Origin of the sequence: Streptomyces nanshensis (assembly GCF_001751255.1) — a bacterium.
GTDB classification, from domain to species: domain Bacteria; phylum Actinomycetota; class Actinomycetes; order Streptomycetales; family Streptomycetaceae; genus Streptomyces; species Streptomyces nanshensis_A.
Window position 1 is genome coordinate 10,027 of the sequence record NZ_LJGW01000395.1, and the last position, 18,881, is coordinate 28,907.

The 18,881-nt window shown below is 70.9% G+C and carries 21 protein-coding genes and 1 pseudogene; 10 read left to right on the top strand and 12 right to left on the bottom strand.

Features of this window, described 5'->3' with window-relative positions; genetic code table 11:
- Positions 1–153 precede the first annotated feature (153 nt).
- Positions 154–390, top strand: a complete 237-nt coding sequence (gene rpsR, locus AN218_RS24615) for a 30S ribosomal protein S18 (RefSeq protein ID WP_028438380.1) — start codon at positions 154–156, stop codon at positions 388–390.
- 18 nt (positions 391–408) lie between these two features.
- Complete coding sequence (gene rplI / locus AN218_RS24620) at positions 409–855, top strand: 50S ribosomal protein L9 (protein ID WP_070019123.1); 447 nt, start codon at positions 409–411, stop codon at positions 853–855.
- 187 nt (positions 856–1,042) lie between these two features.
- Here the strand turns inward: rplI and AN218_RS24625 are convergent, their stop codons facing one another.
- Positions 1,043–2,383 (bottom strand): MATE family efflux transporter, encoded by a 1,341-nt coding sequence (locus tag AN218_RS24625; protein ID WP_070019141.1) that lies wholly within the window; start codon positions 2,381–2,383, stop codon positions 1,043–1,045.
- Between the two features lie 760 nt (positions 2,384–3,143).
- On the opposite strand from AN218_RS24625, the gene dnaB reads away from it, so the two are divergent.
- Positions 3,144–5,288: a replicative DNA helicase gene (gene dnaB / locus AN218_RS24630; protein ID WP_420856009.1), complete on the top strand. Its 2,145-nt coding sequence runs from the start codon at positions 3,144–3,146 to the stop codon at positions 5,286–5,288.
- 214 nt (positions 5,289–5,502) lie between these two features.
- Positions 5,503–6,336 carry a PIG-L family deacetylase gene (locus tag AN218_RS24635; RefSeq protein WP_070019124.1) on the top strand — a complete coding sequence of 278 codons (834 nt, stop codon included), beginning with the start codon at positions 5,503–5,505 and terminating at the stop codon, positions 6,334–6,336.
- A gap of 59 nt (positions 6,337–6,395) precedes the next feature.
- On the opposite strand, the gene AN218_RS24640 is transcribed toward AN218_RS24635, so the two are convergent.
- The 3 genes from AN218_RS24640 to AN218_RS24650 form a co-directional block, all read right to left on the bottom strand.
- On the bottom strand, positions 6,396–7,007 hold the full coding sequence (locus tag AN218_RS24640) for a flavin reductase family protein (protein ID WP_070019125.1): 612 nt from the start codon (positions 7,005–7,007) through the stop codon (positions 6,396–6,398).
- A gap of 77 nt (positions 7,008–7,084) precedes the next feature.
- The gene (locus AN218_RS24645; protein WP_070019126.1) at positions 7,085–7,630 is read right to left on the bottom strand and encodes a DUF3291 domain-containing protein; all 546 of its coding nucleotides are present in this window, start codon (positions 7,628–7,630) and stop codon (positions 7,085–7,087) included.
- Positions 7,631–7,914: 284 nt separating this feature from the next.
- Complete coding sequence (locus AN218_RS24650; RefSeq protein ID WP_070019127.1) at positions 7,915–8,316, bottom strand: winged helix-turn-helix transcriptional regulator; 402 nt, start codon at positions 8,314–8,316, stop codon at positions 7,915–7,917.
- A 97-nt stretch (positions 8,317–8,413) separates the two neighbouring features.
- On the opposite strand from AN218_RS24650, the gene AN218_RS24655 reads away from it, so the two are divergent.
- The gene (locus tag AN218_RS24655; protein ID WP_070019128.1) at positions 8,414–8,794 is read left to right on the top strand and encodes a VOC family protein; all 381 of its coding nucleotides are present in this window, start codon (positions 8,414–8,416) and stop codon (positions 8,792–8,794) included.
- Between the two features lie 39 nt (positions 8,795–8,833).
- Here AN218_RS24655 and AN218_RS24660 read toward each other — a convergent pair whose 3' ends face one another.
- Together AN218_RS24660 and AN218_RS24665 are read right to left on the bottom strand one after the other, a co-directional pair.
- Positions 8,834–9,718: a CPBP family intramembrane glutamic endopeptidase gene (locus AN218_RS24660; RefSeq protein WP_070019129.1), complete on the bottom strand. Its 885-nt coding sequence runs from the start codon at positions 9,716–9,718 to the stop codon at positions 8,834–8,836.
- Positions 9,719–9,806: 88 nt separating this feature from the next.
- Positions 9,807–10,757 carry an alpha/beta hydrolase family protein gene (locus AN218_RS24665; protein ID WP_070019143.1) on the bottom strand — a complete coding sequence of 317 codons (951 nt, stop codon included), beginning with the start codon at positions 10,755–10,757 and terminating at the stop codon, positions 9,807–9,809.
- A 79-nt stretch (positions 10,758–10,836) separates the two neighbouring features.
- Here AN218_RS24665 and AN218_RS24670 point away from each other — a divergent pair, with 79 nt between their 5' ends.
- Positions 10,837–11,382 carry a helix-turn-helix domain-containing protein gene (locus AN218_RS24670; protein ID WP_070019130.1) on the top strand — a complete coding sequence of 182 codons (546 nt, stop codon included), beginning with the start codon at positions 10,837–10,839 and terminating at the stop codon, positions 11,380–11,382.
- A 22-nt stretch (positions 11,383–11,404) separates the two neighbouring features.
- On the opposite strand, the gene AN218_RS24675 is transcribed toward AN218_RS24670, so the two are convergent.
- Positions 11,405–12,256 carry an alpha/beta fold hydrolase gene (locus tag AN218_RS24675; RefSeq protein WP_070019131.1) on the bottom strand — a complete coding sequence of 284 codons (852 nt, stop codon included), beginning with the start codon at positions 12,254–12,256 and terminating at the stop codon, positions 11,405–11,407.
- Between the two features lie 130 nt (positions 12,257–12,386).
- Here AN218_RS24675 and AN218_RS24680 point away from each other — a divergent pair, with 130 nt between their 5' ends.
- Positions 12,387–12,800 (top strand): winged helix-turn-helix transcriptional regulator, encoded by a 414-nt coding sequence (locus tag AN218_RS24680; protein ID WP_070019132.1) that lies wholly within the window; start codon positions 12,387–12,389, stop codon positions 12,798–12,800.
- A gap of 173 nt (positions 12,801–12,973) precedes the next feature.
- On the opposite strand, the gene def is transcribed toward AN218_RS24680, so the two are convergent.
- Positions 12,974–13,636 carry a peptide deformylase gene (def, locus tag AN218_RS24685; RefSeq protein WP_070019133.1) on the bottom strand — a complete coding sequence of 221 codons (663 nt, stop codon included), beginning with the start codon at positions 13,634–13,636 and terminating at the stop codon, positions 12,974–12,976.
- 110 nt (positions 13,637–13,746) lie between these two features.
- Here def and AN218_RS24690 point away from each other — a divergent pair, with 110 nt between their 5' ends.
- A complete protein-coding gene (locus AN218_RS24690; RefSeq protein WP_070019134.1) occupies positions 13,747–14,334 on the top strand; it encodes a winged helix-turn-helix domain-containing protein in 588 nt (195 codons plus the stop codon).
- Between the two features lie 59 nt (positions 14,335–14,393).
- Here AN218_RS24690 and AN218_RS24695 read toward each other — a convergent pair whose 3' ends face one another.
- Complete coding sequence (locus AN218_RS24695; RefSeq protein WP_070019135.1) at positions 14,394–14,753, bottom strand: DUF1304 domain-containing protein; 360 nt, start codon at positions 14,751–14,753, stop codon at positions 14,394–14,396.
- A 104-nt stretch (positions 14,754–14,857) separates the two neighbouring features.
- Here AN218_RS24695 and AN218_RS24700 point away from each other — a divergent pair, with 104 nt between their 5' ends.
- Complete coding sequence (locus tag AN218_RS24700; RefSeq protein WP_070019136.1) at positions 14,858–15,286, top strand: winged helix-turn-helix transcriptional regulator; 429 nt, start codon at positions 14,858–14,860, stop codon at positions 15,284–15,286.
- A gap of 116 nt (positions 15,287–15,402) precedes the next feature.
- On the opposite strand, the gene AN218_RS24705 is transcribed toward AN218_RS24700, so the two are convergent.
- The 3 genes from AN218_RS24705 to AN218_RS24715 all read right to left on the bottom strand — a co-directional run bounded on the left by AN218_RS24705 (position 15,403) and on the right by AN218_RS24715 (position 17,854).
- On the bottom strand, positions 15,403–15,840 hold the full coding sequence (locus tag AN218_RS24705) for a GNAT family N-acetyltransferase (protein ID WP_070019137.1): 438 nt from the start codon (positions 15,838–15,840) through the stop codon (positions 15,403–15,405).
- Positions 15,841–16,224: 384 nt separating this feature from the next.
- Complete coding sequence (locus AN218_RS24710; RefSeq protein WP_070019138.1) at positions 16,225–17,181, bottom strand: GNAT family N-acetyltransferase; 957 nt, start codon at positions 17,179–17,181, stop codon at positions 16,225–16,227.
- A gap of 4 nt (positions 17,182–17,185) precedes the next feature.
- The gene (locus AN218_RS24715) at positions 17,186–17,854 is read right to left on the bottom strand and encodes a hypothetical protein (RefSeq protein ID WP_070019139.1); all 669 of its coding nucleotides are present in this window, start codon (positions 17,852–17,854) and stop codon (positions 17,186–17,188) included.
- Positions 17,855–18,412: 558 nt separating this feature from the next.
- Between AN218_RS24715 and AN218_RS24720 the strand changes: the two are divergent.
- A pseudogene (locus AN218_RS24720) lies at positions 18,413–18,881 on the top strand (hypothetical protein); the annotation flags it as partial.

Consider the following 18,881-nt stretch of genomic DNA (forward strand, 5'->3'; position numbering starts at 1 on the left):
CGACCCGTGGGCGACCGGCGCACCGGCCGGCGGCGGCCAGGGCGGCGGAGGCGGCTGGGGCGGAGGCTCCGGCGGCGGCTACTCGGACGAGCCCCCCTTCTGAGGGCGGGGCTCGACAGACTGCACACTTCTTGAAACTCAACGGAGAGAGACATGGCGAAGCCGCCTGCTCGCAAGCCGAAGAAGAAGGTTTGCGTGTTCTGCAAGGAGAAGATCAACTACGTCGACTACAAGGACACGAACCTGCTGCGGAAGTTCATCTCCGACCGCGGCAAGATCCGTGCCCGCCGGGTCACCGGCAACTGCACGCAGCACCAGCGCGACGTCGCCACGGCCGTGAAGAACAGCCGTGAGATGGCGCTGCTCCCCTACACCTCGACCGCTCGATAAGGGAAGGGTGACCGACAGATGAAGATCATCCTGACCAACGAGGTGTCCGGGCTCGGTGCCGCGGGCGACGTCGTCGAGGTCCGTGACGGCTACGCGCGCAACTACCTGATCCCGCGCCGCGTCGCCATCCGCTGGACCAAGGGCGGCGAGAAGGACGTCGAGCAGATCCGCCGCGCCCGCAAGATCCACGAGATCGCGACGATCGAGCAGGCCAACGAGATCAAGGCGCGGATCGAGGACGTCAACGTGCGTCTGAAGGTCCGCTCCGGCGACCAGGGCCGGCTCTTCGGCTCGGTCACCCCGGCCGACATCGCCGGCGCCGTGAAGGACGCGGGCGGGCCGGAGATCGACAAGCGCCGCATCGAGGTGGGCGCGCCCATCAAGACCCTGGGCTCCCACCAGGTCTCGGTGCGGCTGCACGCCGAGGTCGCCGCCAAGGTCGACATCGAGGTCGTCGCCGCCTGACGGTGGCGCACGGATCGCGGCCGCCCGGCGGCGGCCGCGGTACGACAGCGGAGGGCCGTATCCCTTATGGGGGGTACGGCCCTCGGTGTGTGTACGGGCGGCCCGGGTTCCGTACGACGGGTACGCGACGGGAGACGTACGGGGACGCGGAGTGCGGCGGCGGACGGGGAGCCGGAGTGGGCCGCCGTCAGGCGCGCACCGCGCCCGTCACCACCCACCGGCCGGAGCGGGCACGCGCCCACAGCGTCACCAGCCGCGCCCCCATCATCACGCCGGCGATCGTCCACCACAGCGCCGTCAGCCCGCCGCCGAGCACCGGCACCAGCAGCGCCACCGGCGCGAAGACCGCCAGGGTCACCAGCATCGCCCCGGCCAGAAACGGGCCGTCGCCCGCTCCCATCAGCACCCCGTCCAGTACGAACACCACTCCGGCGAGGGGCTGGGTCACGGCCACCACCAGCAGCGCCGGGGTCAGTTCGTCGATGACGGCGGCGTCCGAGGTGAACAGCGGCATGAACAGCGGCCGTGCCGCCGCGACCAGCAGCCCCAGCACCACGCCCGAGGCGACGCCCCACTGGACCATCCGCCGGCAGGCCGCGCGGGCGCCCGCCTCGTCCTCCGCGCCCAGATAGCGGCCGATGATCGCCTGCCCCGCGATGGCGATCGCGTCGAGCGCGAAGGCCAGCAACGACCAGAGCGTGAGGGCGATTTGGTGTGCCGCGATGTCGGCGTCGCCGAGCCGGGCCGCCACGGCGGTCGCGATCATCAGCACGGCGCGCAGCGAGAGCGTACGGATCAGCAGGGGCGCGCCCGCCTGCGCGCACGCGCGGATTCCGGCGGCGTCCGGGCGCAGCGAGGCACCGTGCCGACGGGCGCCCCGTACGACCACGACGAGATACACCGCGGCCATCGCCCACTGCGCCAGCACCGTCCCCCAGGCGGAACCGGCGATGCCGAGCCCGAACCCGTAGACGAGCAGCACGTTCAGCGCGGCGTTGGCCGAGAAGCCGCCGACCGCGACATAGAGCGGAGTCCGGGTGTCCTGGAGTCCGCGCAGAACGCCCGTCGCCGCGAGGACGACGAGCATGGCGGGGATGCCGAGGGCGCTGATGCGCAGATAGGTCACCGCGTGGGGTGCCGCCGTGGCGGACGCGCCGAAGAGGTCGACGAGCCCGGGAGCGCTCGGCAGCGTGACGGCGACGACGCCGATCCCGAGCAGCAGCGCGAGCCAGATCCCGTCCATGCCCTGGCGGATGGCGGCCGGCAGGTCGTCGGCGCCGACGCGGCGGGCCACGGCGGCGGTGGTCGCGTAGGCGAGGAAGACGAAGATGTTGACCCCGGTCTGGAGCAGCGCCGCGGCGACGCCGAGTCCGGCGAGCTGCGGGGTGCCCAGGTGCCCGACGATGGCGCTGTCGACCATCACGAAGAGCGGTTCGGCGACGAGTGCGCCGAAGGCGGGGAGGGCGAGCGCGATGATCTCGCGGTCGTGGCGCCGCACGGCGGCGCGCGTGGCAGCAGGGTCGCGCATGGGTTCGATCCAAGCATCCACAGGTAATGACTGCAAGGGGTTGTTGTCTATTACTCCTGTGAGGCTCATGTGCCGGTACGGGCTCGCTGCTCCGTACCGCGCAACGATCCCGCCGTTCACGGCGAAGTTTTTTCCCCGCACAGGCGGTGGATGCCGTAGCCACAGGTCAGACGGGACGCACGCGCGGGGGCGGCGACTTCTCCACAGCACTGTCCCCCGGCCCGTACACAGCTTTGGCCGCCTTCTCCACAGAAACACGTCCGCCATCCACATCACCCTGTGGATAACGAGATTGGTTCTGGCCTCCCGCGCCCATACCGTTGGACGTCGCCCGCCCCACCAACCCCTCGTCAACTCCGTTGCTTCGACGCGCCGATGCGGAGCCGGGCGGCCCATTGTCAGAGCCGTGCCGTAAGAAAGAAGGCACCGCGGTGAGGTCCGGTCGAGCACGGTCATCGGACGGGGAGGAGGTGGACGCGTGACGCAGCAGCCCGAACACGTCGAGGAGGCCTGGGCATCCGACCCCGGCTCCCGCGGAGCGGTGCGCCCCGACGCCGAACACCTCCCCGCGGCCCGCGGCAGAGACAACGGCAACGGCCAGGGCCACCCGCGCGGATCCGGCCACGGCCCCGCACAGCACGGCCACGCCGAACGCCACGACCGCGGCACGGAGGCGCACGCGCAGCCTGCCGCCCCCGTCTCCTTCGAACGCGTACCGCCGCAGGACCTCGAAGCCGAACAGTCCGTGCTCGGCGGCATGATGCTCTCCAAGGACGCGATCGCCGACGTTGTCGAAGTCCTCAAGGGCCACGACTTCTACCGCCCCGCCCACGAGACCGTCTACGAGGCGATCCTCGACCTCTACGCCAAGGGCGAGCCCGCCGACCCCATCACCGTCACCGCCGAACTCACCCGCCGCGGCGAGATCAGCCGCGTCGGCGGACCGGGCTACGTCCACTCCCTCGTGCAGACGGTCCCCACGGCCGCCAACGCCGAGTACTACGCGGAGATCGTCCACGAACGGGCCGTGCTGCGCCGCCTCGTCGAGGCCGGCACCCGCATCACCCAGATGGGATACGCCGCCGACGGAGACGTCGACGACATCGTCAACTCCGCCCAGGCGGAGATCTATTCGGTCACCGAGCAGCGCACCTCCGAGGACTATCTGCCGCTCGGCGACATCATGGAGGGCGCCCTCGACGAGATCGAGGCGATCGGCTCCCGCAGCGGCCAGATGACGGGCGTGCCCACGGGGTTCACCGACCTCGACTCCCTCACCAACGGGCTCCATCCGGGCCAGATGATCGTCATCGCGGCACGGCCCGCCATGGGCAAGGCCCTCGCCCTCGACACGCCCCTGCCCACACCCGGCGGCTGGACCACGATGGGCGAAGTCGCCGAGGGCGACCGGCTGTTGACCGCCGACGGCAGGCCGACCGAGGTCGTCGCCGTCAGCGACGTCCTGCACGACCGCCCCTGCTTCCGCGTCACCTTCGACGACGGCACGAGCGTCGTCGCCGACGCCGACCACGAGTGGCTCACCGACACCCGCGCCTCCCGCCGCTCGGCCCGCGCGACCGCCTCCGTGAAGACCACCAAGGACATCGCGCAGACGCTGCGCTGCCACACCGCCGACGGGCGCGCCAACCACTCGGTGCCCACCGCCGCCCCGCTGGAGCTGCCCGCACGCGAACTGCCCGTCGACCCCTACACGTTGGGCGCACGACTGGCCGCCGCCCCGGGCACGGCAGCCGACGCCGCCGCGCCCGTCGGCTGGCACCTACCGCAGGAGTATCTGCGCGGCTCCCTCGCCCAGCGCCGCGCGCTGCTCGCCGGCCTCCTCGACACCGCCGGCACCGTGACCCGTACGGGATCGGTCCGCTTCACCACGCCGTACCGGGCGCTGGCCCACGGCTTCCGCGAGCTGGCGCTCAGCCTCGGACACCGCTGCGGGACACCGGCGGAGCGCGTACGGGGAGATGCGGACGGCGCCCCGGCCCCGGTCCGCCACGACGTCACCTTCGCCGCCGCGGAGGACGTGTTCGGGCCGGGCGTACGGCGAGAGGAACACCGGGCACGGCGCCGGCAGACGGAGCGGAAGCGGCGGTTCATCACGGACGTGGCAGAGGTCCCGTCCGTCCCCGTCCGCTGCGTACAGATCGACGACCCGTCGCACCTCTATCTCGCGACGCCCGCGATGATCCCCACCCACAACAGCACGCTCGCCCTGGACTTCGCACGCGCCTGCTCCGTGCGGCACAACATGCCGAGCGTGATCTTCTCGCTGGAGATGGGCCGCAACGAGATCGCGATGCGGCTGCTCTCCGCGGAGGCGCGGGTGGCGCTCCACCACATGCGCTCGGGCTCGATGACGGACGAGGACTGGACGCGGCTGGCCCGTCAGATGCCCCAGGTGACGGAGGCCCCGCTCTACATCGACGACTCGCCCAACCTGTCGATGATGGAGATCAGGGCCAAGTGCCGCCGCCTCAAGCAGCGCAATGACCTGCAACTGGTCGTGATCGACTACCTCCAGCTCATGCAGACGGGCAGCTCCCGCCGCCCCGAGAGCCGCCAGCAGGAAGTCTCGGAGATGTCCCGGAACTTGAAGCTGCTCGCGAAGGAACTCGAAGTCCCGGTCATCGCCCTCTCCCAGCTCAACCGCGGTCCTGAGCAGCGTACGGACAAGAAGCCGATGGTCTCCGACCTCAGAGAAAGCGGAAGCATCGAGCAGGACGCCGACATGGTCGTTCTGCTGCACCGGGAGGATGCGTACGAGAAGGAGTCGCCGCGGGCGGGCGAGGCCGATCTGATCGTGGCGAAGCACCGTAACGGGCCCACGGCGACGATCACGGTCGCCTTCCAGGGGCACTACTCGCGCTTCGTGGACATGGCGCAGACGTAGGCGCGGCGCCTGGAGGCTCGAAAGAAGGCCGAGCGGCCCCGCCGGGAACAGGCGGGTCGGTCGGCGCGGTTACATCGACCGAGGGGCCGACGCCGTACGGGCGGGGAACACGGAGACCACGAGGTCGCCGCCTCGCCGGGATCCGGTCCGTCTCGGGATCGCGGAGCGCCCGCCGTTCACTCGCCATGACGTTTCTGCAGGAGGACTGTTTTCCATGACCGACCGGCCCTTGACGCTCATGGCAGTGCACGCACACCCGGACGACGAGGCCACCGGAACCGGAGGGATTCTCGCGCGGTACGCGGCGGAGGGGATCCGTACGGTTCTTGTGACGTGTACCGACGGCGCGTGCGGTGACGGACCGGGGGGTACCAAGCCGGGCGATCCTGAACACGATCCGGCGGCCGTCGCGTTGATGCGCCGTCAGGAACTCGAGGCGAGCTGTGAGGTCCTGAAGGTCAGCGATCTGGAGATGCTGGACTACGCCGACTCCGGGATGGCGGGCTGGCCGAGCAACGACGTCCCCGGATCCTTCTGGAAGACCCCCGTGGCGGAGGGTGCCGCCCGGCTCGCCGAACTCATGGAGCACTACCGGCCCGATGTGGTCGTCACGTACGACGAGAACGGCTTCTACGGCCACCCCGACCACATCCAGGCCCACCGCATCACCATGGCGGCGCTGGAGACGATCTCGCTGACGCCGAAGACGTACTGGACGACGGTGCCGCGCTCGATGATGCAGCGGTTCGGGGAGACCATGCGCGAGTTCGGCGCGGACCTGCCGGAGCCCGATCCTGCCGAGGCCGCCGCGTTGGCCGAGATCGGCCTGCCCGACGAGGAGATCACCACGTGGGTGGACACCACCGCGTTCAGCGGCCAGAAGTTCGATGCGCTGGCCGCGCACGCCAGTCAGGGCGAGAACATCTTCTTCCTCAAGATGGGCAGGGAGAGGTTCGGCGAGCTGATGGGCATGGAGACCTTCGTACGCGTCAAGGACGCCACCGGCGCGGCCGTACCCGAGGACGATCTCTTCGCCGGGCTGCGCTGATCCGTACGCGCGGCCGGCGCTCCGTGAAGTGCGCCGGCCGCACGGCGTGATCGGGCGGGTCAGCGCTGCCGCCACTCCTCGTAGGGGACGCGGGCGATCTCCAGGAGGTCGCCGGTCTTCGCCCACTGGTTCCGGCCAAGGCGGGTGAGCGGCTTGAGCCGGGTGACGTCCGGCAGCCCGTCGTCGGAGAGGGCCTCCTCCTCGACGACGGCGTGCACGACCCGGCCGAAGACCACGGTGGAGTTGCCGAGCAGCAGCGTCGAGTGCAGCTCGCACTCGAGGGCGGCGGGAGAGCCGGCGACCCGCGGGGGTTTCACGCGGTGGCTCGCTTCCCGCTCGATCCCGGCCTCGTCGAACTCGCTCACGCCGGCGGGGAAGTCCGTCGACGTGGCGTTGATCTGCTCGAACATGGCCTCGGGAGCGAGGCTGACGACGAACTGCCCGGTCGCTTCGATGTTCCGCAGCGTGTCCTTCCGCCCGACGGAGGTGAACTGCACGATGGGCGGGCTGACGCAGGCCACGTTGAAGAAGGAGTGCGGGGCCAGGTTGTCGCCGTCGCTGTCTGCGTTCACCGTCGACACCCAGGCGATGGGCCGCGGCACGACGGTAGCGGTCATGAACGTGTAGAAGTCCCGGCTGGACATGGTCTGGGGATCGAAGTCGACGCGCATGGCCCCCAGTATGGTGCGGGCCGCCCGTGCGGATCGACCGGCTCCCGACCGGCTCCCGACCGGCTCCGGGGCAACCGTCAGTCCTGCGGCCCAACGCCCTTGATCCTGGCCGGAGTTCCGTCCGGGGCGAAGGAGTCGCGGAAGGTGAAGGCGTACGGCGCGGAGCCGTGGCCGTGGAGGTGCTCCAGCCGGGAGACCCCGTCCTGCCAGGTGGGAATCACGCCGTCGGAGACCCACCAGAACACGTAGTTCGGGTGCCCTGTCCGCTCGAACCAGTCGTCACGCCTGGTCAGCGCCTCACGGTGCAGCCCGGTGTAGACGGCGTGGAAGGCGGAGCGCGGGTCGGTCCAGAGCGAGAGGGTCGCGGCCAGGGCGGTCGTCTCCGGCGTACGGCCCTTGGCGTACCAGGACGGTACGGCGAACTCTCCCCATGCACCCCAGTCCGCTTCGAAGAGCACGCCCCGGGCGCCGTCCGCCGTGTCAGCGTGCGCGAGATATCCGGGGTGCCGACCGATCTTCCGGTAGACGGCCTCGCCGATGTCGTAGAACTCGCGCGTGAGCGGCGCGGGATTGGCGAGAGGCGACGTGAGGACGCCGAAGGTGTACAGCGCGAGACGGGGCATGGGCCTCTCCCTGGTCGGGGGTGCCGGGGGTGGACCCGGTGCGGTGGCCTGCGTACGGGGGCGGGCGCGGCGGGGGTTCGTGGGCGTGGCCGGCTCGTCCCGTCGCGGGTGGCTCTGCCTGAAGGAACTCCCGGGCGACCGCGGGCGATCGCCGGAACCCGGGCGAAGCCCAGGCGAAGACCAGGTGAAGGTAGCCGCCTCCGCGGGCCCTGTCGAAGTTGCGTTTTCCCTGCCCAAGTGGCCTCCTGCGCTGGCCCGTTGGGGAACCGGCGCGCAGCCGCGGCTCACTGCTCGGCGTCACGCTCCCGTGCGGCGAAGCGGCGTCGTGCGGCCTCGATCTCGTCCAGGTAGCGGCGGGTCCAGGCGCACATGCCGTTGACCGTCTCGCGCAACGCCTCGCCCGCCTCGGTGAGTCGGTAGTCCACGCGGGGCGGCACCGTCGCGTACACGGTTCTGTGCACCACTCCGTCCCGTTCCAGTCCGCGCAGAGTCTGCGTGAGCATCTTGTGGCTGATGCCGTCCACCTCGTTCCGCAACTCGGTGAACCGCAGCGTCCGCGTCCCCAGGACGTTGATGATCAACAGGGCCCACTTGTTGGCCACCTCCGAGAAGATCTCCCGGGCCAGAGAGTCGGCGCGCAACACGTCCGCGTCCTCGGACACACGCTGGACCTGCTTGGTTTCCATCAGGTGCCCCTCTCACCGAAAAGTGCGTTCTTCCAGGTCAGAGCATACTCACCTACGGTTTTCGAGTAACCGGAAGAGACCGACGGAGGCGACGGCCATGAGCATCCTGAAGACCTACGCACGCCTGTGGGCCGACGACCTCGACCGCGCGCTGCCGCTTCTGGAGCAGCTCACCGGCGAGCAGCCCCACCTCCGGATGACGTTCGAGTCGGTCGGCCTCGCCGCCGTCCGCGACTTTCTGGTCATCGCGGGGCCGGCCGAGGAACGCGAGAAGTACAGTCACGCCTCCGCCACCGTCGTCGTCGACGATCTCGACGCCCTTCAAACGACCCTGGAGTCCGCCGGGGCCACCATCACCAGCCCCGCGACCGACGGTCCGACGGGGCGGTTCCTCTACGCCAGACACGTGGACGGAGCGGGTATCGAGTACGTCGAATGGAAACCGGAACTGGTCCGCCGGTTGCTGCAACTGCCGTGAGCGGAACGGTCGTTCAGATCGACGGGACGGATACGCCGGTCAGGTTCGAGCTGTGCTCTCCGGTACGTACGCCGTCTCGGGTACGGCAGTGCGCGGGCTGGGCCGGCCGGTCCCGCGCCCGGTGGCCAGGACGAGCACTACGGCGATCGACTGGATGCCGATCAGCATGGCCTGGGTCTCCGGGGCGGTGACGCCCAGTGAGACCAGGGAGACGTTGACCGCGAAGTGCATGCCGATCGCCGCCACGATGCCGGCACGGTCGTAGGCGGCGGCGACCAGCATCGCCATCGGGACGTTGCTGACGGCGAAGAGGACACCGCTCGCCGAGGCCAGGCCCAGTTCGTGCTGCGGAGTCCCGTCGATGAAGAACAGCGGCAGGTGCCACACGGCCCAGACGACGCCCAGCAGCAGACCGACCTGGAAGCGGCTCATCGTCGCGCGCAGCCTCGGATAGGCCGTACCGCGCCAGCCGGCCTCCTCGGAGAGCGGGCCCGAGACGAGCATGCCGCCGAGGAACGCCACGGGACCGCCCATCGTCTCCGCCATCTCCCTCGCGGAATCCAGGGACAGCGCGGGACCGCCCGCCGCGTATCCGAACAGCGCGGCCAGCACCACGGTCGCGGAGCCGAGGATCATCAGCACCGGTGCCCAGAGCAGATGCCTCCGACGGAACGCGACCACATGCCGGGGGACCGCCTCGCCGCGCCGCCGGCGACGGATCCGGATGACCAGGGCGCCAATCAGGGGGCCGAAAGCACCGAGCGTGTAAGAGAGGTTGGCGGGCGGCTCGGTCGATTCTCCGCCGACCGCGACGGCCACGCCCCAGGCCAGCCAGCTCGTGGCGAACGCGATGCCCAGAAAGAGGGTCAGGTCGTTGCGGTAGCGGCCCGGTACGGGGGCCGGTGATGCAGATGAAGTGGGCATCCCGATCTTCCTCGGTGGAAGGGTCGTTGCGTGTCCGTGTACGGGTGATGCGTGCGCACGCTGCGGTGTCCCGAGTGCGCGTCAGAGGTCAGGGGGTCGGCGTCCGCCCGTGCGCGGAGCCCTCGTCGTCCCGCGCACCCAGCCGGTCGCCGAGCCAGGCGGCGACCATGCCGAGGAGTTCGGAATCGACGGGTCCGCGGAGCAGCCGGCGGTAGGAGCCGAGCGTGTGCCGGGCGGGGTCCCGGCGCAGTACATGGGTCAGGTCCGGGACCCGGTGGGTCTCCGCGTGGCCGTCCGGCAGCAGGCTCTCGATCACGGCGAGGTCGGCGGGCGGCACCTGGATGTCCTTGCCGCCGGTGACGGCCAGTACGGGCGCCCGCACGGCGGCGAGGTCGTCGCGGCTGTCGTGGACGAGCATCTCCCGCAACCAGCGGGCGTTCACGGGGATTCCGTACACACGCGCCACGTCCGTACGCGTACGGGCGACCCGGGCGAGCGCCCCATTCCCCAGCGCCGCCAACGGCCGGCGCAGCAGCCGTACCGGCGCAGGTGCGCTCCGGAAGAGCGAGGCGGCCTGCCAGCGCATGGCCTCCTTGCCCGTACGGGCGAAGCCGGCCAGCAGTACCGCCGCCCGCACCTCGTGGCGGGCGGCGAGGGTCATGGCGTGCAGGGCGCCCTCGCTGTGCCCGATGACGGCGACGGATCCGGGCCGTATGGACGGGTGTTCGGCGAGGGTGCGCAGTGCGCGTACGGCGTCCCGGCGGTTGTCGGTGAAGCCGCTCGCCCGCCAGTCCCCGGGACTGTCCCCCGTGCCGCGCCGGTCGTAGCGCAGGGTGGCGATCCCCGCTGCGGCCAGGGCCTCGGACAGCGGCTGCCCGAGGTCGAGGGCGAGCTTCCTGGAGTTCCCGTCGCGGTCCAGGGGGCCGGAGCCGTGCAGGAGCAGGGCGGCGGGGTGCGGGCCGGGCCCGGCGGGCAGTGTCAGGGTGCCTGCCAGCGGGGGGCCGTCACCGGTGGCGACTGCGATGTCGGTTTCGCGCAGGGCGGTGTTCACGCAAGACTCCGTGGGGCCGAATGGTCTCAATATTGAGAACGTTATCAGCCGTGAGATCATAGGCGCCATGGCTCACGCGGACCTCCTGCTCCACCCCGTACGGATGCGCATCCTCCAGACGCTCCTCGGGTTCGACGAACTGACCACCGCTCAACTCCGGGACCGGATGCCCGACATCCCGGCGGCCTCCATGTACCGGCACGTCGCCACCCTCACTCGCGCCGGCGTCATCGAAGTCGTGCGGGAGCGACCCGTACGCGGGACCGTCGAGCGCAGTTACCGGGTGCACCAGGACAAGGCCCTCGTCGATGAGGACGCCCGCCTCGCCATGACCAAGGAGGATCACCGACAGGCGTTCACGGTCTTCACCGGAGCCCTGATGGCCGACTTCGAGCGCTACCTCTCACGGGACGACGCCGAACCCGCACGCGAGAACGTTCTCTATCGGCAGGGCACGGTCCAGCTCACGGACGACGAGTACGCCGAACTCGTCGAAGAGATCGAGGCCCTCGTCGCCCGCCGGGCGGGCACCGGCTCCGGGAAGGGGCGAACTCGCCACATCGTCAGCCTGGTTGTCATGCCCGACAAGTCCACGGACGACGAAGACCGCTGAGAGGTGGGTCGAACGCCCACGGTCACGCCGCTCTCGTGTCGTCACCTGCCAGGAACGGCCGCAGCAGCGTGAGCAGGGCCTGCGGCCGGTGCAGGGGGATGATGTGGCCGCAGTCCTCGATGACGTGTCCGGTGAGATCGTCGGCGACCGGGCGGAGTTGGCGTTCCAGCGCCGTACCGACGGGCCGGGCGCCCAGTGCCATCGTCGGCACCGTCAGCCGGGAGGCGGCGACCGCCTGCTCGATCTGTACGGCGCTCTCGGGCAGGGCACGGTAGTACGAGAACGCGCAACGCAACGCCTGGCGGCCGGTGTATGCGCGGACGAAGGCGTCCCGGATCTCGGGGCGTACCCCGTCGCCGAGCGTGCCGGCGCGCAGAAACCAGTCGACGTAAGCGGCCTCGTGCCCCTCCAACACGGTCTCGGCGAGGCCGTGTTCGGCGGTATGGAAGCCGAACCACCACGGCGGCCCGTCGGCGAGGAAGTCCTCGGCACCCGGCAGCCTGCCCAGCAGGGACTCCATGACGACCAGACGCCGGACGAGACCGGGGCGGCGGAGGGCGAGCAGAAAGGCCGGTGCGGTCCCCGCGTCGATGCCCACCACCGCGGCCGAGGTCACACCGAGCGCGGCGAGCAGCGCCGCGGCGTCCTCGGCCAGGGTTCCCGCGTCGTACCCGGAGGCGGCCCGGCTGCTCGCGCCGAACCCGCGCAGGTCCGGCGCGATGACCTGGTAGCCGTCGGACAGATCGGCCATGACGTCCGTCCACAGCTCCCAGGTGTGCGGGAAGCCGTGCAGCAGCAGGACGGCCGGGCCCGATCCGGCGACGGCGACGTTCAGTTCGACGCCGTTGACGGGGACGCGTCGCAGCTCGGGCATGGAGAGACCTCCGGGGCGCGGTGAGTGATGGCGCGGTGAGTGCTGTGGTGAGCAGCGGTGACAAGGTCACGCTAGGGAACTAGCCTGCTCCGCCCAAGACGGCACTTTCCCTTCAGGTGGTGAGCTCCGGGTGACCACGTCGAGACCCGGCACAGGCGAGCGGCCGCCCGGTGAACGCGGCGATCTGCTGGACGAGCGCTGCCCGACGCGCCAGTTGCTCGACCGCATCGGCACCAAGTGGACGTCGATGACGGTCAAGGTGCTGGCCGAGGAGACTCCGGGCGAGGTCCGCTTCGCGGAACTGCGGCGCCGCATCCCGGGCATCTCACAGAAGATGCTGTCCACCACCCTCCAGAGCCTGGTCCGCGACGGCCTGGCCACGCGCCGCGTGGAATCCACCGTGCCGCCCGCCGTCCATTACGGGCTCACCGAACTCGGCCTGTCCCTCGAAAGACCGCTCGCCGCGCTGCGGGACTGGGCCGAGACCCATATGCCGGAGATCGACCGCAACAACCAGGCCGCGGACGGGTCGTCGGCCGACTGAGGCATGTATCGAGTGTCCTGGTCACAGCTACGCGCGATGGCTGCTGCGAAGTCGGCCCGTCCGTAGCGGACCGCCGACTTGTCGTACCTCGTGGTCGCCGAAGTGCTGAGTGCTGCCGCAGCATGCAGCCCACATCCGTCGGCAGGAACGTGGATCGCTGCGACCAAGCGCCCTCACTGACTCAGGCGAGCGGCCTTGATCTCGCGTTGGGCGAAGACGTCCTCACGACGTTCTTGCATCTGCCGTAGCGCGTCCTTGCGGTCCCGCTTGGAGAGCCGGTCCAGATACGTGTGCCCGATGAGGTGATCGGTTTCGTGCTGGAGACACCGGGCGAAGTACCCCGTCCCCTCGATGACCAGTGGCTCGCCGTCCTTGTCGAATCCGCGGACGGCGGCACGATCGGTGCGGGGAACCGCCATGGCGGCACCGGGCACGGACAGGCAGCCCTCGAAGTCGTCGACGAGCCGGCGGCTACCCGGATCGGGCAGGTCCAGAACCGGGTTGACGATGTGGCCGACATGCCGGATCCCGTCGTCGTCCGGGCAGTCGTAAACGAACAACTGGAGATCGACACCGACCTGGTTGGCCGCCAGGCCGGCACCGTCGGCGACATACATGGTCAGGAACAGGTCGTCGATCAAGCCGGACAACTCAGGAGTTCCGAACTCGGCGACCTCCCGGCACGCACGGCTCAGCACCTCCTCACCCACCACCGTGACCCTGCGAACCGTGCCCCTTCCGGCCTCCGGCGGCAGAGACGGATAGGAGTTCACCGGGCGGCCCTGCACACGAACTCGTCGGTCGACGGAACGGGGCCGCTCGTGACGAACAGACATGGGCTGTATCCCCTTTGCGCACCACGGACGCCGCGGAGGCTGCCGCAGCGGATCGCCTTCAGCAGGACTGCTGCTTGCCAAGTCCTTTGCAAAGTAGCAGACTTTGCAAAGTGACTGAAGACGACGTCAACGCCCCGGACGACCAGGCAGCCGGCACCGGCGGAGGGTTGCGCGAGCACGACGTCCGGACTGAACTGCTGGACCTGCTCGCTGAAGTCGGTGCCGTCACGGCGACCGAAGCCGCGTCCCGGCTGGGCTACAGCTCCGGGCTCTGCTCGTTTCACCTACGACAGCTCGCACGTCACGGATACATCGAAGAGGCCCCTCGCAGCGGGGGCCGTGCACGTCCCTGGCGCCTGAAGGAGCACAGTCCCGTCGCCGACCAGGGCACGGGGGAGCCGTTCGGCGACTTGGCACGTGGGCTGGAGGACGAGAGCTGGCAGCGATGGCTGTCCCAGAGAGATGAGGCACCGGCCGATCGGCGCCACGACGAAGCCTTCAGCGCCGTCGCGTATCTGACGCCGGAGGAGATGAGCCGCGTCGCGGACGTGATCCGCCGGTCGCTCGAGCCCTACAAGGACCGCGAACATCGCCCTTTGGCGCGGCCTGACGGTGCTCGCCCGGTTGCACTCATCACCCGGCTGTTCCCTCTGCTTCCTCACACGGGAGATGGCCGGGGCAGGGCTGAGTCGACCTGAGAACGCTTCCGAGCAGGCTTCCTTACCGCGGGCCCCCGCCGGTGCCGTCCCCGCCCCCGTCACGCGGCCAGCGAGAGCGCCAGCGCCGCCGCTGCCGGCAGGGCCTGGACGAGGAGGATGCGGCGGCTGACGGTGGCGGCGCCGTAGAGGCCCGCGACGATCACGCAGCAGAGGAAGAAGATCCGCGCCTGCGGGCCCGTGGGGTCGGCGGCGACGAGGCTCCAGACCAGTCCGGCGGCGAGAAACCCGTTGTAGAGGCCCTGGTTGGCGGCGAGCGGTGCCGACTCCGCGGCGAACTCCGGGGTCGTGCCGAAGACGGCGCGGCCGCGCGGCGTGCGCCACAGGAACATCTCCAATATCAGAAAGCCCAGGTGGGCGAGGGCGACCAGAGCGGTGAGCGCGGTGGCGGCGGCGTGCATGAAGTGCTCCCGGAATCAGGTGAGTTGGATTTTCCGACTGACAAGGTTCCGGAGCCTAGCACGATGGTTTGATATCCCAACCAACTGCCTGGTTGGATGGCCGCATGGCGAAGAGAGAGGTGAACCCGAGGGAGTGTTCGCTGGCTTCGGCGCTGAACGTCGTCGGTGAGAGGTGGTCACTGCTCGCGCTGCGCGAGGTGTTCTACGGCGTGCACCGCTTCGACGGCATCGTCCGCAACACCGGGGCGCCCCGCGACGTACTCGCCGCACGGCTGCGCACGCTCGTCGACGGCGGGGTCCTGCGCCGGGTGCGCTACTCGGAACGTCCGCCCCGCGACGAGTACCACCTCACGGAGGCCGGACGTGAACTCGCCCCTGCCCTGCTCGGGTTGATGCGCTGGGGCATGCGCTGGGTGCCCGGGGCGCCGGCCGGTCCCACGCCCTTCACCCACGACTGCGGCGGGGCGCTCGACGCCGCGATCGTGTGTACGTCGTGCGGGGAGACGGCTCCGCCGGAGCCTGACGCCGAATGACGGGGCGGCGGAGGTCAGTTGACCCTGCGGAGTCGTAGGGAGCCGTACGGAAGCGTGGGGAATCCTGCGAATCGTACGGAGCCGGTACGGGCGGAACGCTCGGCGGCGGGCGGACGTCAGAGCTGCATCTTGAAGCCCAGGTGGGACGCCTCGAAGCCGAGCCGTTCGTAGAAGCGGTGCGCCTCGATGCGGGTCGCGTCCGAGGTGAGCTGGACCAGGACGCAGCCCAGGGCGCGCGCCTCGTCGATGGCCCACTGGACGAGCCTGGTGCCGAGCCCGTCGCCGCGCGCGTCCGCGTGCACGCGGACCGCCTCGATGAGCGCGCGGGTCGAACCGCGCCTGGACAGGCCGGGGATGACGGTGAGCTGGAGGGTGCCGATGGCCCGGCCGTCGCGTTCGGCGACCATCAGATGCTGGTTCGGGTCGGCGTCGATACGGGCGAACGCCTCGCGGTATACGCCGGGTCGATCCGGGCTCTCGCGCTGTGCGCCGAGGTGGTCGTCGGCGAGCATGGCGACGAGGGCCGGTACGTCGTCGGCGGTCGCGCGTCGCATCGTGATCGGCCCCGGCGCCGGCGCGGAGGGCGTCGACGGCGGTGGCGTCGATGACGGGGGCGGGGTCCCGGTGCTCATGATCGCAGCTTACGCCCCGGTATTGGCCAGAGGTTGGACTCGGTCGGAAAGTGCGCAAGCGCACGGTGTGGCGGAAGTGCGCCGGATGACGCCGCTTTACGGTTCGTCGCCCACGTCACCTGGAACGTCGCCGTACTCGCGGTGTTCCGCTTCCCGTCCGTGCACGGTCGTTCCGTACGTCACCCGGCGTGTGGGTGTGCGAGGCGGTGCGCGGCGTCCACGTCACGCGTCCGGTGCGCGAACGTCCGTGAGAACGGCGCCGGTTCGCGTCCCGCGCGGGGCGGCGGTTCGCGCGGAGCGCGCCGTTCAGCCGAGCGCCACGGAGTAGGGGGCGAACCGGCGGGTGGCGTCGCCCGGCAGCCCGGAGGACGCGGGGGAGCGGCTCATGAGGGTGCAGAGGAAGCCGCCGTCCAGCCCGTGGCGCCGTGCCCAGTCGGTGAGTTCCGTATGGCGGGCGTCGAGGTCGAGGCGGACGTCCCCCGGTGCGTGCCGCGCCAGATCGCGGACGAGGGCACGGGCCGTTGCCGTGTCCTGCGCGACGACCGGACCGATGACCCAGGTGCCGCCGTTCGGCCAGGCGGCCGCGTACCCGCAGAGCGTGCCGCGGGCGTCCTCCGCGACGACGAAGCGGTCCGCGAACTGCCGTAGCCGCAGCAGGAGTCGGAGGCGGTCCGCCCCGAAGACCGGGGCGTCCAGCGCGCGGACGGCGGCGAGGTCGGCCGCCCTCGCGGTCCGTACGTGAGGGGCGTCCGGCAGCGGCTCCTCGTATGGACAAGTCTCGGTACGTGCCTCCTTCCGCGGACGTGCCTCGTCCGGCGGGGGACGGAAGCGTCCGGTGAGCGAGGTGACCGTGCCCTGCGGACGGAAGCCGAGCCGTTCGTAGAGGGGTCTGCCGGTCTCGGTCGCATAGAGGAAGACGGGGACGTCGCCCGCCGCGGCGAGAGCCTGTTCCAGCAGCCGGCGGCCCAGACCCCGGCGGGCATGGTCCTCCGCGACGAGCATCATGCCGACGCAGGCCGTTCCCGGTCCGGGGGCCGGGTCCTCGGCGGTCGCCGTCAGGGCCTCGTACGAGGTGAGGACGCAGGTGCCGAGCAGCGCGCCGTTCCGCTCGTGCGCGTCGATGCCGAACCCCTGCCCGGCCGTCAGCAGCAGCCGCCACTTGTGCTCCTCGCGGCCCCAGCCCCGGCTCTCCGCCAGGTCGGAGCACGCCGTGAGGTCGGCGACGGTGAGTCTGCGCACGGAGATCTGCCGAGTCGTCGTCACGGGCTCAGACTGACCGACGCAACTCCCGTGCGGCCACCGGGTTTCCGCTTGTTCGGGCCGCCGCCCGCCGGGGTTCGCCGCCCGGTTCCGCCTTCGTCCCCGTGGGCGCCCCCGTGGACGTCCCCGTGGATGTCGCCATGGACGTACCCGTCGACGTGCGCGTACTCCTGCGGGCCGCCGCGCGCAGTCTGCGTCCGCGACGGGTCGGGCCCCACGGCTTGAGCACCGAGACCGCCGTGATGAAGACGTACAGCGACAGGGAGACCGCCGGCGGAACGAGCAGATCCGTGGCCGGTACGGGCTCGCCGCGCGCGACCAGCGCGGCGGCCTCGTCCGCGGCGGGCGCGAAGGCGAAGACGGTGAGTCCGGCCGCGGCGAGCGTCAGCCAGAACTTCAGCCAGACCCAGCGGTACTTCGCCAGCCCCCATGCCGTACCGAGCGACAGCACGAGGCCGCTGGCGAGCGTGAGCAGCGCGACGGGCAGCAGCAGCCAGTCGGCGAAGAGCTTCATGGCGGTGTACGCGGTCCCGGCGAGGGCGTCCGGGTCGGCGGCGCCGGCGACGGCGAGCGTCAGCAGACACAGCGAGACGCCGAGCCAGCCGACCGAGACGGTGACGTGGGCGACGAGGACGGCCCTGCGGGCGGGGCGGGAGAGGCGCGGTGGTTGAGGCATGGTCCCCACGGTGGCGGTGCGGGGCCCGTCGTCGCGTCTGACAGCGGGAGTACGTCGGCGTACTCGGGCCCGAGTAGGCGGGTCGGTGCGGCTGCGTCCCGTGTCCTGTGTGCGGGGGACGGTGCCGACGGGAGAGGGGACGAACTCCGCGCGCCCTCGGGGGTGTTGAGGAGCGGCTGCGTGGAATACGGGGACGCGGTGCCGGATGTGGCGCGCTGCGCGGCGGCGCCGGTACGGATCACGGTCGCCGTGAACGCGGACGGTCACCGACGCGACCCCGTCTCCGGTGGGTACGCCGGTGAGGATCGGCGCACGGCTACGGACTTGTCCGTAAGAGTCGGTGATTCCCGTCAGTGGTGCCCGTCACGTCATTCGCACCGGGTGACGGACGGGACTTGTGTGGCGAAGTGATAACGGTATGGTCGAGTCCGCATCGCGCGCGGTTCGGCAGAAAAGGCGCAGCCGGTGCCAGGGGGCCGCACCACCAGAACGACGTTCCGAATGCATGACTGCGTGTAACGCGCAGAGAGTTCGTGAGAGTTCGAGGCGAGGCAGACCATGACGACCACATCGGCCGGTAACGGTCCGTCCGCGGGAGACGGCAGAGACGACGGCGACGACTGGGGGTGGTTCACCCCCGCGCAGCCGGCCACGGAGACGAGACGGTCCGGCGAGGACGCGGACGCCGACGCCGAGGCTGACGCCGGGCAGAACGAGCAGGCCGGACGGGCCCGTTGGGAGGGCGACGGCGGCCACGACGGTCACGACGGTCGCGGCGATCACCGTGAGTACGGCGGTACGGAGCCGGGCGGCGGGCCGGTGGGCCCCGTCGTCACGGGCGCCGGTGCGGGGCGTGCGCGCTGGGCGGAGACGCCGGAGGAGTTCGCGATACCGGTGCCGGCGCCTCCTGGCGGCGACATACCGGGGGCGCCGCCGCAGTCGGGCCGTCCCAGACAGGACGCCGCGGACGCGGGCCCCGGGCACGGTCCCGGCACCGGTACCGGTACCGGCGCCCACGGCACCGCTC

What these genes read in the sequence shown, in the direction of transcription:
- rpsR (WP_028438380.1), top strand. Translation starts at nt 154, where the DNA reads ATGGCGAAGCCGCCTGCTCGCAAGCCGAAGAAGAAGGTTTGCGTGTTC.
- rplI (WP_070019123.1), top strand. Translation starts at nt 409, where the DNA reads ATGAAGATCATCCTGACCAACGAGGTGTCCGGGCTCGGTGCCGCGGGC.
- AN218_RS24625 (WP_070019141.1), bottom strand. Translation starts at nt 2,383, where the DNA reads ATGCGCGACCCTGCTGCCACGCGCGCCGCCGTGCGGCGCCACGACCGC.
- dnaB (WP_420856009.1), top strand. Translation starts at nt 3,144, where the DNA reads ATGCTCTCCAAGGACGCGATCGCCGACGTTGTCGAAGTCCTCAAGGGC.
- AN218_RS24635 (WP_070019124.1), top strand. Translation starts at nt 5,503, where the DNA reads ATGACCGACCGGCCCTTGACGCTCATGGCAGTGCACGCACACCCGGAC.
- AN218_RS24640 (WP_070019125.1), bottom strand. Translation starts at nt 7,007, where the DNA reads ATGCGCGTCGACTTCGATCCCCAGACCATGTCCAGCCGGGACTTCTAC.
- AN218_RS24645 (WP_070019126.1), bottom strand. Translation starts at nt 7,630, where the DNA reads ATGCCCCGTCTCGCGCTGTACACCTTCGGCGTCCTCACGTCGCCTCTC.
- AN218_RS24650 (WP_070019127.1), bottom strand. Translation starts at nt 8,316, where the DNA reads ATGGAAACCAAGCAGGTCCAGCGTGTGTCCGAGGACGCGGACGTGTTG.
- AN218_RS24655 (WP_070019128.1), top strand. Translation starts at nt 8,414, where the DNA reads ATGAGCATCCTGAAGACCTACGCACGCCTGTGGGCCGACGACCTCGAC.
- AN218_RS24660 (WP_070019129.1), bottom strand. Translation starts at nt 9,718, where the DNA reads ATGCCCACTTCATCTGCATCACCGGCCCCCGTACCGGGCCGCTACCGC.
- AN218_RS24670 (WP_070019130.1), top strand. Translation starts at nt 10,837, where the DNA reads ATGGCTCACGCGGACCTCCTGCTCCACCCCGTACGGATGCGCATCCTC.
- AN218_RS24675 (WP_070019131.1), bottom strand. Translation starts at nt 12,256, where the DNA reads ATGCCCGAGCTGCGACGCGTCCCCGTCAACGGCGTCGAACTGAACGTC.
- def (WP_070019133.1), bottom strand. Translation starts at nt 13,636, where the DNA reads ATGTCTGTTCGTCACGAGCGGCCCCGTTCCGTCGACCGACGAGTTCGT.
- AN218_RS24695 (WP_070019135.1), bottom strand. Translation starts at nt 14,753, where the DNA reads ATGCACGCCGCCGCCACCGCGCTCACCGCTCTGGTCGCCCTCGCCCAC.
- AN218_RS24700 (WP_070019136.1), top strand. Translation starts at nt 14,858, where the DNA reads ATGGCGAAGAGAGAGGTGAACCCGAGGGAGTGTTCGCTGGCTTCGGCG.
- AN218_RS24705 (WP_070019137.1), bottom strand. Translation starts at nt 15,840, where the DNA reads ATGCGACGCGCGACCGCCGACGACGTACCGGCCCTCGTCGCCATGCTC.
- AN218_RS24715 (WP_070019139.1), bottom strand. Translation starts at nt 17,854, where the DNA reads ATGCCTCAACCACCGCGCCTCTCCCGCCCCGCCCGCAGGGCCGTCCTC.